The sequence below is a fragment of the Proteiniphilum saccharofermentans genome, from assembly GCF_900095135.1.
GTDB classification, from domain to species: Bacteria; Bacteroidota; Bacteroidia; order Bacteroidales; family Dysgonomonadaceae; genus Proteiniphilum; species Proteiniphilum saccharofermentans.
Genome location: NZ_LT605205.1, coordinates 3,839,815 through 3,854,421 on the forward strand (window position 1 = coordinate 3,839,815; position 14,607 = coordinate 3,854,421).

The window sequence follows — 14,607 nt, forward strand, 5'->3', positions numbered from 1 at the left end:
ATAAAAAACTTACATTTGTCAAAGTATGAGAAAACAAAGAACACATTATGACAAGGCATTTAAAGATAATGCCGTCAAATTAAGTTTCGAGCGGAAGAATGTTTCCGAACTCGCACACGAATTGGGCATATCACCTGCACTATTGTATCGCTGGTGCAAAGAGTACCGGGAACGTGGGGAAAGCAGTTTCCCGGGCAACGGAGTCCGTTCTCGTGAAAGAGAAGCCGGAAGGGTTGCAGAACTGGAAAAACGCCTTAAAGAGGCTGAAACAGAGCGTGACATATTAAAAAAAGCCTTAGGCATCATCTCCACGAGCGATCGTTGATTTATCAATTTATAAAGGATTACAACTCGAGGGAGTGGACGATTGGGATGATGTGCAGAGTATTGAGTGTATCTCGCAGCAGTTATTACCGTTGGATTAAGAACCCTATAAATAAACGAGAACAAAAGCATATGGAACTTAGCCGAGAGATTAAAGATGCATACTTCGATGCCAAGGGGCGCAACGGCAGTCCCAGGTTGGCTAAAGATTTGCAAGCATCCGGAGTCAATGTTTCCAGAACAACTGTTGCCCGTCATATGAGAAATATGGGATTGCGCAGCAAGCTTTCTAAGAAGTTTAGGGTAACCACTGATGCATCCCACAATTACAATGTAGCGCCTAATTTGCTTAACCGTGAGTTCAATCAAAAAGAACCAATGAGGGCTTGTGTGTCCGACATTACTTACATCTGCTGTAAGGATGGATTCCTTTACCTTACGTGCGTGATTGATCTTTTTGATCGAAAACTCATTGGGTGGTCTATCAGCGATAATTTGACTGCTTCCGGCACTGTCATACCGGCTATCAGGATGGCCAACCGAAACAGACCGTTTAAAGAAGGGATGATCTTTCACTCTGACAGGGGCATTCAATATGCCTGCAAACAGACCGTTAATTTGTTGCAGTACCATAGGGTAGAGCAAAGCATGAGCGGGAAAGGCAACTGTTGGGATAATGCGGTGGCTGAAAGTTTCTTTAAATCTTTCAAAACCGAGTTGATTTATGGTACCAAGCTTAAAACAAAAGAGCAGATGTGCTTGGATGTATTTGAATATATTGAATCCTGGTATAATCATAAAAGAAGATTCTCAGCATTGGGTAATTTGACTATTGATGAATTTTGGAAACAGTACAATATTAAAAAACAATTAATTAAAAATGTTGCTTAACTTATTGTCTCAAATAAGTTGGCAATTCCATTGATCTTATTTTTCAAGTTAATATTCAGTTCAATGCGTATTAAAACTTTTAATTATTTAACGATTATTTTTTTCATGGCATGTCAAATGGGCTTTTCGCAGAATTTTAATATTCAACCCATCATGAGTATAAAGCTTGCTGACAAGTTCGGTCAGCTCCGTGCAGTACCTGTAAGTTTAGGAATAAATCAACCTAGAGCGATAGCAGTGATGTATTCGGAAGAAGCCGAAGTCGATCCTTGGGAGGGCATGTTCTTTTTCCCGAAACACACCCTTAAATTAGCCGTATTAAATGTAGAGGGAAAATTGCTCTGGAAAAAGGATCTGGGTGAAGGTGTGGTACCAGGTATATGGTTTAGCCCCTTGTTTGCATTCGACCTCGATCAGGACGGGATGGATGAACTATGGATCATCAATAATCAGGATCCGGAACATCCGCTTAATTTTGCCCATTATGTGCTACAAAAGCTTCATCCTGAAACCGGTAATATACTGTCGGAAATTCCATGGCCCCGGCCCGAAGTGCCCCAGGGAATGTCGGCACTTTACCGGCATTTTATAATGGGTGGCTATGCAAGAGGAGAGCCTGTCCTGCTAACGGCACAAGGGACCTATGGCCCTATGCGGCTCCAAGCGTGGAACAAAGATCTTGAGCAACGCTGGGAACATTATATCCCTGCAGATGCTAAAGGTGCTCAGGGAAGCCACGTAACCCCGGTGGTTGACATCAATAACGACGGGATTGACGAACTCCTGTGGGGAGAGCGCACGATTGAACTTGACAAAGGAGAGCAATTATTTTGTGCCGACGAAGATAGTTGGGAAGGGCATTCAGACATTATCCAGCCCATTTTCAATTATGCGGACAATACCTGGACAATATTCACCTGCAGGGAAACACATAAACCTACCTACCCCCGGGTAGTACTGTATGACCAAGAGGGTAAACGGATATGGGCAGATCTCGAAAACGGGCATATGGATACAGGTTGGGCAGCTAGACTGGGTGATGATGGGGAACACTATGTACTTGGTGTGAAAGTAGGTGTGAAAACCAGGACTGCTGAAGGAGAAGTACGTACCGACGTAACCGAATATACCTACAAAGCTTATAACGGAGAAAGGATAAACCTCGGATTTGACGTCTATACCACCATTCCGGTTGATCTCAACGGTGATGGCATTCATGAATTGGTGAAAGGTTATTTTGAAGGAAACGGCGATATTCTGGATAGGAAAGGAAATGTGATCGGAAATATTGGAGGATTATCCGCTATGGCATCAAAGTTCACCGATTTACCGGGGGAACAAATCCTTTCCTACTCAAAAGACGGATGGCTCCGTATTTGGGCTGATAAAAATGCCGAGGATGCTCCAAATGCGCTCCGCAGGTACAACCATCCCTTTTATAAAACCAACAGAAATCAGACTGGAAATGGATATAACCTGTTTAACTTAGGCGGTATCTAATTAAAAGAATATAAATAGAATTTAATTTTACACATCTGATTGTCAATTATATTACTTCTTAATCAATATAATGTCCAGTAATAATAATAATTATTATTTGTAGATTCAAAGGTTTGTTATAAAGAAAATTCAATATGTTTAAGACAAAACTCACTGTTCATCTGTTTTTGACCATTATTCTCATCATGTGTGGAACTGGTAAGGCTATCAGCCAGGCTTTACTGAACCAACCTGGCGAGGATCTTGCAAGAATGGCTTTGGCCAAAAGCAGGGATGGGACTTTTGCCGTAGTGTATATTCCTGCACAGGGTAGTGCCAAGATTGACATGTCGTTTTTTAAGTCGAATATACGCGTACAGTGGTTTGACCCCCGTAATAACGATTATTATCCTGTTGAAGGGCTATTTGATAATAGGGACAGTGTACATTTTAGTCCGTCACAGAACAATGATGAAGATTGGGTATTGCTTATGCGATGTGACTGATTATTTATATTCAGATATAAAGTCAAAAATGTGATATCATTAAACTAAAATGCAAAGTAGAAAAATTAGTCATAGTTTAAATCATTTAAAGTAAATTGTCATGAAAAGACAGAGTTTAGTATTCTACATATGTGTAATTTTTATTATTGGACATTCCGGGATACATCACGTCTATGGTCAGAATGTTATAAGAGAGAACAATATTCGGGATTATCTCTCTAAAGTTGCCTGTCAAATAACAAATAACGCATTATCTGATATTCATTCTAAGGATGATTTGGAAAATGTCAGAGAACAACGGCACAAAGAATTTATTGAGATGATGGGTATTCAGGATTATTTTTACGAAGAAAGAACCGACCTTAATGTACAGTATACCGGTACCATTCAGCAAGATGGGTATAGAATTGAGAAAATTTATTATGAATCATTACCCGATTTGTATGTTCCCGCTCATCTTTATATTCCAGACAATATAAAGACCCCGAAACCTGCAGTACTTTACGTAAATGGACACTCTAGAACCCAAAACGTGGGTTATCAGGCATATCCGGCTAAACTGGCCAAACTAGGGTTCATTTGTTTGATTATTGAAAATATCCAATTTGGAGAGGTTCATGGCCATCATTGGGGACCATATTCCAAAGGTTGGTTTAATTGGTATAGTCGTGGATATAACCCAGGTGGCGTTGAACTTTGGAACGCAATCCGTGGAATTGATCTTTTGAGTTCTTTACCGATAGTGGATATGGATAATTTAGGTGTTACTGGAATTTCAGGAGGAGGCTCGCAAAGTTGGTATATTGCTGCTGCTGATACACGGATTAAAGCAGTAGCTCCGGTTTGTGGGGCCAGCACCTTACAAGATCAAGTGGGAAAACGGACTATTGATGGGCATTGTGACTGTATGATGCCAACTAATACTTACCAGATCGACTTTCAGGATATAGGAGCCTTAATTTCTCCCAGACCTCTATTAATTGCACAAGCAAATCGTGATGGACTTAATACGATTGAGTCAGTAAAAAAACTATATTTGGATATCAAAAAGATTTACAATTTATATGGTATGTCTGAAAATATAAGATTGATAGAAACACCCGGCGGACACTCATACCATGAAATATCCAGAAAAAATATACATGCTTTTTTTATAAAACATCTAATGAATAAGGATGTTACGACTGATGAAGCTGGAGATATCAGTCTTGATGAAAATAATTTGCTTAGCGCAAATGAGTTAAAAGTCTATCTGAACGGAGTCCCTAAGAATGACCGCACTACAACAATTCAAGATTCATTTATAAAATTGTCACAACCTCCCCAAATATATTCCAAAGAAGAAATGTTTTCACACCGAGATAAGGTGAAGAATTTTTTGACTAATAAAACATTTGGAGCGTTTCCCAGTGCTGAGACACCTTTTGATAGTAAAATAGAATTTCGTTCACTTGATGGAGCAAAATTTGGATGGAATATACACAGTTTTGTACCTGAAGAAGGTTGGCGGTTAAAAATTAATTTTTACTGGAGACAGGACACAACACAAAGAAAACCTTTATTGATTGTCCTTAAAAACTACGATGAGGAACGCAATGAATCGCAGGGCTTCGTTTCTGAATTAGAAACTGATTGGAATATTGCATATTTTGAACCTCGAGGTATTGGTGAAACTGGTTGGGATCCGGGCCTACAGTGGCATATACGAAGATCTGCAGCTTGGACAGGCAGAACAATCGCTTCAATGCAAGTATATGATCTTCTAAGATGTATAGAATATTGCAGGACTTTACCGGAAGTTGATCCATTGAAAATCGGGATTGCCGCACAGAATGAAAACGTAGTTGTAGCATTATATGCAGCATTATTAGACAATAAATGCGAATGGCTCGCACTAAAAAATCCTCCTGCAACACAGGATGTTTCAAGTCAGCAAGATGGCAAAGGATATGCCATTGAAATGCTGAACTGCTTGCGCGTAACTGACGTATACCAACTACCAGCCCTAATTTACCCAACAAAAGTTTCATTATTTGGCGATATTCCTAAAAATTATAGCTGGTCCGAAGATCTGATTCGACATTTTGAAAATACTAACCAAAATGTTTTACTATTGCGAAATTAAATTCAATCATTAGTGGGCACTTAAATAAAAAAATAGTTCTTTGAAATCTTTTGTAGATCGCAGTTTTGAGAAATTTTAGTTGTGTGACGATTTGAAATGCGATGATTATATTTTACTTTGCCCAAAAGTAAAAATCATGAATCAAGGCAAATATATTTTCGCGCAGCTTACAGATTTTCTACCACGCAGGGTATTTGACAATATCGTATCCAGACACGATGGAAACAAGAAAGTCCGAAGTTTCACCTGCTGGAACCAGATGCTATGCATGATCTTTGGACAATTGACAGCCCGTGACAGTATGCGGGACTTGATGCTGAGCCTGGAAGCCCATCAATCCAAATATTACCATTTGGGACTGGGGGCAAGCGTAACCCGGACAAATCTGGGTAAAGCCAATCGTAACCGTAGCTATAAAATCTTTGAGGATTTTGCCTATGTGATGATGGACAAGGCCCGTCAAAGTCATTACAGGGAGGACTTCGAAGTCAAGGTGGACGGGAACGTCTATGCCTTTGACTCCTCCACCATCGACCTGTGCCTGAGTGTCTTCTGGTGGGCGGAGTTCCGCAAGCACAAGGGAGGCATCAAGTTGCATACATTGTATGACCTGAAGACTTCCATTCCGACTTTCGTGTTGATCACCAGCGCAAAGGTCAATGATATGAACGCGATGGATTATCTTCATTATGAATCCGGGAGCTTTTATATCTTCGACCGCGGATACGTGGACTTTGACAGGTTGTACCGGGTGAATGAATCCGAAGCCTGGTTTGTCACGCGGGCCAAGAAGAACTTCAAGTTCCGCAGGATGTATTCCCGGGAAGTTGACAAGTCGACGGGCGTGCAATGCGACCAGATCGGGAAACTGGAGGGATTCTACCAGCAAAAGGACTATCCCGGCAAACTGCGCAGAATCAAGTATCACGACGTGGAACTGGGCAGGACTTCGTTTTTATAACCAATAACATGGACTTGACGGCCGTCGAGATAGCGCTACTGTATAAAAAACGCTGGATGGTTGAGCTGTTCTTCAAATGGATAAAACAACACCTGAAAGTAAAAAACTTCTGGGGAACGACCATCAACGCCGTTAAAATCCAGTTATATTGTGCTATCATCGCTTACTGTCTGGTAGCCTTGATTGGTTACGAATTGAAAGTTGAGCGTCCAATCTACGAAATTCTGCAAATACTCAGTATCTCCCTACTGGACAAAACTCCTATAAGAGAGATACTTACGAATTGCGATTACAAAAATGTCAAAGAGCTCGATTATAAACAATTAAAAATCAACTGGATCTAAGTGTCCAGTAGTGATGTTTCATAATAGGTGATTAATAATAGATCAATGTAAAACTGGAAAATATACGCATACCTTATCATGCATAGTATATAATCGATATTCATGGTCATCAAACACCAAAATTGGACTGGAAGTATCTCCTTTTACTAGAGGATTGTCAGGATATTTAGTCCAGTTTATTAGATCTGTGGACATGGCTACTAAGGAAGACCATTCTGCATTTTCTTCTGGATTTGCCCAATTAGGGTTTGTTGAACCGTGATAATACATAAAATAGCGGTTATTATATTTTACTATTTGGTTTGCAGCTACAGCACCCTCATCATATTTTTCAGGTCCCATTTTTAACACTGGCTCATCTTGAATATTCATCCAATTAATTTTATCCTTAGATGTTGCCAACCAGATGCCCAAATCATTTCGTTCGTAAAATAAATACCATGTATTATCTTCAATCCAAACAGTAGGCGTTCCATAAGGAGCAGGAATTGTATCACCATTTGTGGTGAAAATGATTAAATTTCCTTGGGAATTCCAATTGATTCCATCTGTAGATATAAGCAAATGTGCAATATCATTTTTACCTTCTGCATACATGTAATAAATTCCATCATCTTTAATCACAAAAATATCTTCGGTCCACTTATCATTAAAAATTGGTTGATCCTGGTATCTGCTCCATTTAACACCATCTGTCGATGTTGAATAACCAAGATATTTAATAGATGAGTCTCCTCCATTATATCCTGTATACCACATTTTATATATTCCCTCATCTTTTAAGATATAGCCGCGTTCTCTTATATACTTGTCCCATGTATTACTATTAGTACCAGAAAAAATAGGATTTTCCTCATATGATCCAAACAATACCATTTGAGGAGGAAATTTATCAGTTATTGATTTTTGAGAATGATATTGACAGGCAAATATTCCTATAAACAAAACCAATATACCTAGGTGATATAAATTTGAAAAATATTTCATTATTTTGCTTTTAATGTTCATACTAATAGTTTATTTTTAACTTCATTGTAAATTTCCCAATGCTATTATATAAATAATCAGCTTATTTTCAGATAGTATATGATTCTCTGTGCTTGACAGTCTCTAAATTTCTCAATGACCTGTAGCGATTTCAGTCTCTCATGCTGTCTGTTTAGCAGGTCGCTTTAAATTTGTCTACCAACAAATCCACAACCTGAGCAGTAGCTTTTGGGAATACTTTACGTAAATCAATTTCATCAGTATTGAATAGTATCTGTTTTAATGCTTTCATGAAGGTGTTTTTTATATCCGTAGCCAGATTCACTTTTGTGATTCCATTCCGAATTGCCTCTTGCAGCATACTATCCGGAATTCCGGAGCTTCCATGCAGTACAAGAATGGTATCCACGGCTGCATGTATCTCTTTCAACCTTTCAATATTAAGATTTGGTGCAGATTTATAGAAACCATGTGATGAGCCAATTGCAATTGCCAGCGCGTTAATTCCTGTCTGTTTTACAAAATTTGTAGCCTCTTCTACCGTTGTATAAACTCCACTCTGCTCCTGTCCTAGTTTAGCAATATAGCCCAGTTCAGCTTCCACATTTGCACCATGTTTTGACGCTTCTTCCACTACTCTGCTTGTGATTTCCACATTTTTATCAAATGGTTCATTGCTTGCATCAATCATCACTGAGTCAAATCCCTGTGTTAGACACTTTTTCACCAGTTCTAAAGAATCTCCGTGGTCTAGATGTATCCAACCTTCTATCTTAAAACTATCCAAAGCTTGACGTGCAAGAACAACAGCTTCTTTCAAACCAATATATTCTATGGAGCTGCGTGTTAGTTGCAGGATAACCGGCGAATTGCATTCTGAAGCAGCAAGAAGTATTCCCTGTAAAGTTTCCAAGTTATAGAAGTTGGTTGCAAGGATTGCTTCATGTTTTAATTGATATTCTTTTAATTTCTCTTGTAAGGTCATGTTATTCGATTTTTAGTTCCTGGTTAAATTTTTTCCTTGCGATATCCTTTATTTTTTCCTTAGAAGTGAATGCTCCCGTTCCACCTGCTGTGGTTGTGTTGATCGCACCTGTTAGATTGCCTGTGATTTGAGATTCTTTATGAGATCTCCCCCTAACAAATGAATGGATAAAACCAGCGTTAAAACTATCCCCAGCACCAATTGCATCAACTACTTCATTGTTTATAAAAGCATCCAGTATGATAGGCTCTTTTTGTTTTTGTAATAAAATGGATCCTCTTCTACCACATTTTATCACACATAAATTGATATGTGGTTGAATTTTACTCATCGCTTCTTCTAGTGTGTCAGACTGTGTAATGTGTTTTAATTCGGTCTCATTGGGCAGAAATATATCAACATAAGGTAGAGTTGTCTTGTAATCCATATCCCATTCTTCTTTAGGGTCCCATTGTGGATCAAGCGAAGTAGTCACATTATTTTCTCGTGCGAATTGTAAAATAGCAAGAAGATCTCTTTTAATTCCTGATTGCAAGAAAATCGAAGAAAGATGAATATGTCTTGTTTGAGTAAAAACTGTTTTGTCAATATTGTCAAAAGTCATAAAGGCCATTGCTCCTAGATACGTTATATTCGCACGGTCTTCATTATAATTCAGGCAAATGGTGGCGCCAGAGGAATAGGTGTCAGAATAAATGAGCATAGAGGTGTCCACCCCTCTTTTTTTAAGGGATGACTCAATTAGCTTTCCAAAAGTATCCTTTCCAATCATCCCCACAAAACCGGTTTTAGAACCTAAGCAGGCAATATTAGCTGCAAATATTGCTGTAGAGCTGCCCAAAGTAAGAAGCATATCTTTGGCAAATACCTCTTTGCCGATTTCGGGAGTTCTTTCAATTCCATTCAGGATCAGATCCACGTTCAATTCACCTATCGCTACAACATCATATTTTATCATGTGAGATAGTTATTAAGATTTACTAAATTAAATGCATAGAAATATTTGTCCATATCGCGTTCGATTCGTGAAAGTACAATTTCTTCCGCATTTATTCCGTTTTTTTTCAGATTTTCATAGAGACGGTAACGTGCTACAACAGCTTCAGGATTTTGCCAGATATAGCGACATCCCGTTTTTATCAGCCATTCTTTCCTTTCAGTTGAGATCTTTTCAAAGGGGATATTTTTTTCTTCGGGTTGCAGCCATTTCTGCCAACGATTGGAATTCAGCACCAATCTCCATAGAGTCTTTTTCATATTTGACAGGACGGCAATTCTTTTTTTCTCAAACATTTTACGTTCTAGTTCCTCTAATTCAACCAATGCATCATATTCACTGATTGTGAATTCAGGCCCCACATTGGCTGCTCCAATCCCGCATAGGGGATAGTCTTGTGGATTCAAAACGCCATCGGTATAATGTCCTTTAATATAACTGCCAAATTGTTTTACTTTTTTTGTGAGTGTTGTGGCTACTTCTTTGTCGAATGTGTTGGTGTGCAAATCCGTCCCCACTTTACCTACAATAAAACAGGGCCACACATCGGAGAGTCCTTCCTCTTTCAATCCCCTTTTTAAGAGCTCAATAAATGTATCGAAGGTATTTTCATCAGCTAATCCTCCATGTACTTCTTCGGTCCCTACCTCATATGAGATAATGGGATGGTTATTTTGACGCCTAAAGTTCTCACTATGTTTAATCAGCTCTACCGTTCTTTGAACTACTACCTTTATATCAATAATTTCTCCTTCAGGAATAAAAATATCTACCGTGGGGTCTACATGAATCAGATCATAGCCTGCTTCAATAGCATCCTCAAAAGATTTTTTTACTCCATCCATTGCTCTTTGCAATTTCCATTTCTCCAGTGACTGTTTATCTTTTAGCCAGGGACCCCCATGATCGATTGCAACAATATAGGGTCCTTCGAAATTGACGGATCTCGCTTCATCTTCCAGCATTTTAGTGAATTCATTCTGCGTAATTCCCACATACCCTTTGTCAGAGTCAATTTGATTAAGTGTAGCAGCGAATTTTATGGGAGCATTGTTTCGTTTTGCTGCCCGAAAAGCTGCCTTAATAACGGATATGGAGTTTGGACATACAGCAAAAAGTGTACGAGGAATGTTTGTTTCAGCTTTTAACTCCTCTATTCTTTTTAAAATATTTTCTGTTTTTGGCATTTTTATTTTTATTAATCAATAAATTGTTACACCTTCTACCACCCTTGATATTTTACCACTTTCAGATGGATTATCAGGATCAAGATTCAGGTCAATGGATTTAAATAAACCCAGTAATTGACCGATTAGTACGTACAGTATTACATCATATGCAGTTTGATCGTACTTTTCCGGAATCATTTCCAGATCAAATTCAATATTGTCTATTTGTTTTTTACTTTGTGCAACATATATTTGGATTGCAGGCTTCTCTTGTCGATTAATTTGTAGAATAAGATCTCGTTCATATTGGAATGTTTTTTCGTCGTCGGATAAAAGGTAAACGAGTACTGTTTTTTCATTTATCACTGCTTTGGGACCATGTCGGAATCCCAGAAATGAATCGAACAGACAAATTACTTTGCCGTCTGTCAACTCCTGTAATTTTAGATGACATTCTTCCGCGATACCTTTTCTTTCCCCAGACCCCAAAAATACTGCCCGTTGAAATTCACTGGATGCTATTTTGAAAATCAGATCGGCGTAGCCAGTAATCATAAATTCACCCTTTCCGGACAATCTATCTATTTCGTTTTTTTTCAATGAAATTTTCTTTATATCAAAGATTAACATCGAAGCCAGAAGCAGGGAAGTAAAACTGCTTGTCATGGCAAGACCTTTATCATTTGTATCCGGAGGCAGTATCAATAAGAGCGCATTTTTGTTAACTGCCCTTTTCGCTAATTCTCCCGAATCATTACAGGTTATCATAATATGGGAAATATTTTTTCCGCAAATTGAATTAGCCCTATCTACTGCAGCGATACTTTCCGGGCTGTTGCCCGATCGAGCTAGAGATACTAGCATATATTTTTTGTTTCTTTGAAAGAAAGTATTTGGATGAGTTGCGACGTCAGTAGTCGGAACGGATTTAATATTATATATTTTTTGTTTTGGTAACATAAACGTCATAATATTGCCAATGAACGAAGATGTACCGGCACCTGTAAATATTATTATCACATCATCAGTGTAAAATTCAGACATAAAATCGGATATTTCTTGTTCTTTTTCTGCAATGATGGAGTAGGTTTCCTTCCACAATGTTGGTTGTTGACAGATTTCACGATACGTATGCCAATTGAGAGAATCAATGTTCATAATAATTTATTATTTTCGTTAAACTTATATTCAATACAAAAATAGCTTTCTGCGAAAGATTCGAAATTGGCAATATATATGTTGTAAAACATAACCCTTTGCGTGTTCTTTTAAATGATAGTAAATCAATGTATTATGAAATTAGATGTATTTTTTTTTAATTTCGAAACATTTCGAAATACAACATTTCGAAATAACCGTTGTGGATTATATTTATTATGAAAAAGATACTATTTTTGTAGAAAACAGATAGATATGAGAAATTTTTCAATTGAGAAAGGTATCTCACACCCAATGTTGAGGAGACACACATTTATCAAACAATGATATCAATGGCTAAAGAATGTATTGCTGTATTTGATACTTCCAAGTTTGACAAGAGAAGTTTTTGTTTTATCGCTCGGGTGAATGATATTGATGCCATTGTCACGGATTCACAGAGTTTCATATCAATGAATTTCAAAAAGTGCAAGGCAGTTTTTTCTCTCGGTAAAATAATTCCAACTCCTTACTCTATTGGTGTAACTTCTATCAACAAGTGATTAAAAAAATCGATATTAATTTCAGCGATTGGTCCGTTCACTATTCCCAAATCTTTCTCATCTACATAATTGTAAACTCGGTATGTTTTATTCTTAAGTCCTCGCAATTCAATTGGACCATTCCATTCGTCAGCATAAAAGGCATAGTAAAAATTTTCATTTTTTTGGATCACATGTGATTCAGGCTTTTCGTAAATGATATCGTAAAGGTTCAGATAATCTCCTTTACTGAGCATTTTTTCATGGTAAAGTTTTATCCATTTTTGCCAATGTTGTTCGCGATCGCTTGTCAACTGCATATTTTCAGGACCCTCAGGCCAGGTAAACTTAGTTCCGATCACACCTCCAGCCCCCATGGATGTTGCAAAATCTTCTCCTACTTTAGCGGTATCGCTTTTGTCATTAATATCCACATCTAATCTAATATGTTCCACATGATCGGTAAAGATGGGAGCATTTGACCCCCAAAGTGCCTTCATTGATTTCACTCTTCTTCGAACTTGTTCAACACTTGTTGGATCAGAAACTACAGGTTGGTCGATATAAACTGATTGGTAAAAATCCTGCGTTGTTCCACAATTACAGATTTCAGTTACAGAAGACGGATTGATTGATTTCGAGGTTTCATAAATAACCTTTAATAACTTAGGAAGATCTTGGTAAGACTCCGCAGGATCCTTATGATTATGTGCCGGGTTATAACATGGAGGAACCACATAATAGGCATCTAACTTATGGCCATCGAAACCCCATTCGTCAATAAAACGTGTAGTCAATTCTTTTATATATTCCTGAACATCTGGTAAGCTTGGACAAAACTGGTACATGTCACGGTTATCACGTGAATAATTTCCTTTTTCATCCATTATGAGCCACTCCGGATGCTTTTTTGCTATTTCTGCTAATCCCGGATCCACCGAACCATCCCATACAGGTATGACTTCAGGTTGAACAGGGGTTGGTGCCCACCAAATTTTCACTTTAAACCCAAGATCATGTATTGATTTCACGAACTCTTTTACTTGCTTTTCTCCTTCGGGGAAGGTATAATTACGTGGATTCCAGTCTCCATATTTATCCCACCAACGATCATCTATTACGATCCATTTAATTTCTAAATCTCTTAATTTAGGAATTACCCCGTAGATATCATTAAGTGTGAAATCGGTTAAATATCCCCAACTACACCAAATTGCTTCATGTGCGCCCATAGAAGGAGCAGGTTGTTTTACTCCTTGATCAGCCATGAGATTTGAATAAGTTCTTAGAGGGTCAAAATAATCCATAGAATGTGTGATTACGGCTCCTTTTATTGTTTTTAGACTTTCACCGGGTAATAAGTCCTGTTCCGTTTCATTTAGAATAGACACACTCACCCTGTTATCATTTTCAACTTTTACAGGAAATGAAACAAGTTGTGGTTTTGTTTCAATATGTGAGATGGCAAGTCCAATATCCTGATTCCATAAATCTACAAAGGGTATTCCCCCTCCTGTCTTAGTATCTGGTTGAACACCCATCCAATTTTTTTGCTGAAATCCTTCTTTTATTGGAAATATATAATCTTTTCCCCAAGAAACTGAAGCTCCCTGGAAAGAATAAAAATCGAATGGTTTATTCACAGAATTAAAAACTGATGCATCCAATTTGAAATAATTTGATATCGTTTTATCCACAGAGATACTTTCCTCTCCCAGATTTTTATATGATGCACTTATGATTGCTACATTGGGATACTTGTCATACAATTCAATGGATAACGTTTTCTCCAAAAGGATCCCCGTTTCCGGTTCTGAAACGCCATTCACTCTAAGTTGTCTTCCTTTGCCAAAATATGAATCAATTGACTCAATAGCGATTTGTTTATAATCGACTATAAATTTTGTTACATCTTTACCATCAACTCTGATAAAATGACTTGGCAGGGTTAGACTATCGACTGAATTCAATGGCTTTTCTCCACCTTTATAAAAAACAAGAAGATTCATTTCGGAATCCAGCTTAAGTTCAATCTCTCCGTTTTTTATCCAGATGTCACCTTTTTCTGAATATGTGAAATCTTTATTTTTATTGGAACATGATGGAAAAATCAAGCAAATAAACAGTAGCTGTAATAATAGATCAAATTTTCTCATAGTT

The 14,607-nt window shown here is 37.8% G+C and carries 14 protein-coding genes; 8 read left to right on the forward strand and 6 right to left on the reverse strand.

The annotated features are described in order from the left end of the window. Positions 1–25: 25 nt before the first annotated feature. The 7 genes from PSM36_RS14935 (at position 26) to PSM36_RS17955 (ending at position 6,630) form a co-directional block, all read left to right on the forward strand. Positions 26–325 (forward strand): transposase, encoded by a 300-nt coding sequence (locus tag PSM36_RS14935; RefSeq protein ID WP_019537946.1) that lies wholly within the window; start codon positions 26–28, stop codon positions 323–325. Next, positions 322–1,215 carry an IS3 family transposase gene (locus PSM36_RS14940; protein ID WP_076929797.1) on the forward strand — a complete coding sequence of 298 codons (894 nt, stop codon included), beginning with the start codon at positions 322–324 and terminating at the stop codon, positions 1,213–1,215. The genes PSM36_RS14935 and PSM36_RS14940 overlap by 4 nt, the downstream gene beginning before the upstream one ends. 153 nt (positions 1,216–1,368) lie before the next feature. Beyond that, positions 1,369–2,715 carry a rhamnogalacturonan lyase family protein gene (locus PSM36_RS14945; protein ID WP_154671043.1) on the forward strand — a complete coding sequence of 449 codons (1,347 nt, stop codon included), beginning with the start codon at positions 1,369–1,371 and terminating at the stop codon, positions 2,713–2,715. Positions 2,716–2,849: 134 nt separating this feature from the next. Continuing rightward, complete coding sequence (locus PSM36_RS14950; RefSeq protein WP_076931594.1) at positions 2,850–3,200, forward strand: putative collagen-binding domain-containing protein; 351 nt, start codon at positions 2,850–2,852, stop codon at positions 3,198–3,200. Positions 3,201–3,300: 100 nt separating this feature from the next. Then, positions 3,301–5,325, forward strand: coding sequence for an alpha/beta hydrolase family protein (locus tag PSM36_RS14955; RefSeq protein ID WP_076931595.1), 2,025 nt, complete (start codon positions 3,301–3,303; stop codon positions 5,323–5,325). A gap of 136 nt (positions 5,326–5,461) precedes the next feature. After that, the gene (locus PSM36_RS14960) at positions 5,462–6,286 is read left to right on the forward strand and encodes an IS4 family transposase (protein WP_449421179.1); all 825 of its coding nucleotides are present in this window, start codon (positions 5,462–5,464) and stop codon (positions 6,284–6,286) included. Further along, complete coding sequence (locus tag PSM36_RS17955) at positions 6,175–6,630, forward strand: transposase (RefSeq protein WP_449421184.1); 456 nt, start codon at positions 6,175–6,177, stop codon at positions 6,628–6,630. Before PSM36_RS14960 ends, PSM36_RS17955 begins: the two co-directional genes overlap by 112 nt. Positions 6,631–6,672: 42 nt before the next feature. Here the strand turns inward: PSM36_RS17955 and PSM36_RS14965 are convergent, their stop codons facing one another. From PSM36_RS14965 to PSM36_RS14985, 5 genes are all read right to left on the reverse strand, one after another. Beyond that, positions 6,673–7,638, reverse strand: a complete 966-nt coding sequence (locus PSM36_RS14965; protein WP_197684902.1) for a glycoside hydrolase family protein — start codon at positions 7,636–7,638, stop codon at positions 6,673–6,675. Between the two features lie 151 nt (positions 7,639–7,789). Next, complete coding sequence (locus PSM36_RS14970; RefSeq protein ID WP_076931596.1) at positions 7,790–8,602, reverse strand: class II fructose-bisphosphate aldolase; 813 nt, start codon at positions 8,600–8,602, stop codon at positions 7,790–7,792. Position 8,603: 1 nt separating this feature from the next. Next, positions 8,604–9,560 (reverse strand): carbohydrate kinase family protein, encoded by a 957-nt coding sequence (locus tag PSM36_RS14975; RefSeq protein ID WP_076931597.1) that lies wholly within the window; start codon positions 9,558–9,560, stop codon positions 8,604–8,606. After that, complete coding sequence (locus tag PSM36_RS14980) at positions 9,557–10,786, reverse strand: class II D-tagatose-bisphosphate aldolase non-catalytic subunit (protein WP_076931598.1); 1,230 nt, start codon at positions 10,784–10,786, stop codon at positions 9,557–9,559. The genes PSM36_RS14975 and PSM36_RS14980 overlap by 4 nt, the downstream gene beginning before the upstream one ends. A gap of 15 nt (positions 10,787–10,801) precedes the next feature. Then, the gene (locus PSM36_RS14985; RefSeq protein WP_076931599.1) at positions 10,802–11,926 is read right to left on the reverse strand and encodes an SIS domain-containing protein; all 1,125 of its coding nucleotides are present in this window, start codon (positions 11,924–11,926) and stop codon (positions 10,802–10,804) included. 332 nt (positions 11,927–12,258) lie between these two features. Between PSM36_RS14985 and PSM36_RS17920 the strand changes: the two genes are divergently transcribed. Continuing rightward, positions 12,259–12,468 carry a hypothetical protein gene (locus PSM36_RS17920; RefSeq protein WP_394333037.1) on the forward strand — a complete coding sequence of 70 codons (210 nt, stop codon included), beginning with the start codon at positions 12,259–12,261 and terminating at the stop codon, positions 12,466–12,468. On the opposite strand, the gene PSM36_RS14995 is transcribed toward PSM36_RS17920, so the two are convergent. After that, a complete protein-coding gene (locus tag PSM36_RS14995; protein ID WP_076931601.1) occupies positions 12,435–14,603 on the reverse strand; it encodes a glycoside hydrolase family 36 protein in 2,169 nt (722 codons plus the stop codon). The genes PSM36_RS17920 and PSM36_RS14995 overlap by 34 nt on opposite strands. Positions 14,604–14,607 lie beyond the last annotated feature (4 nt).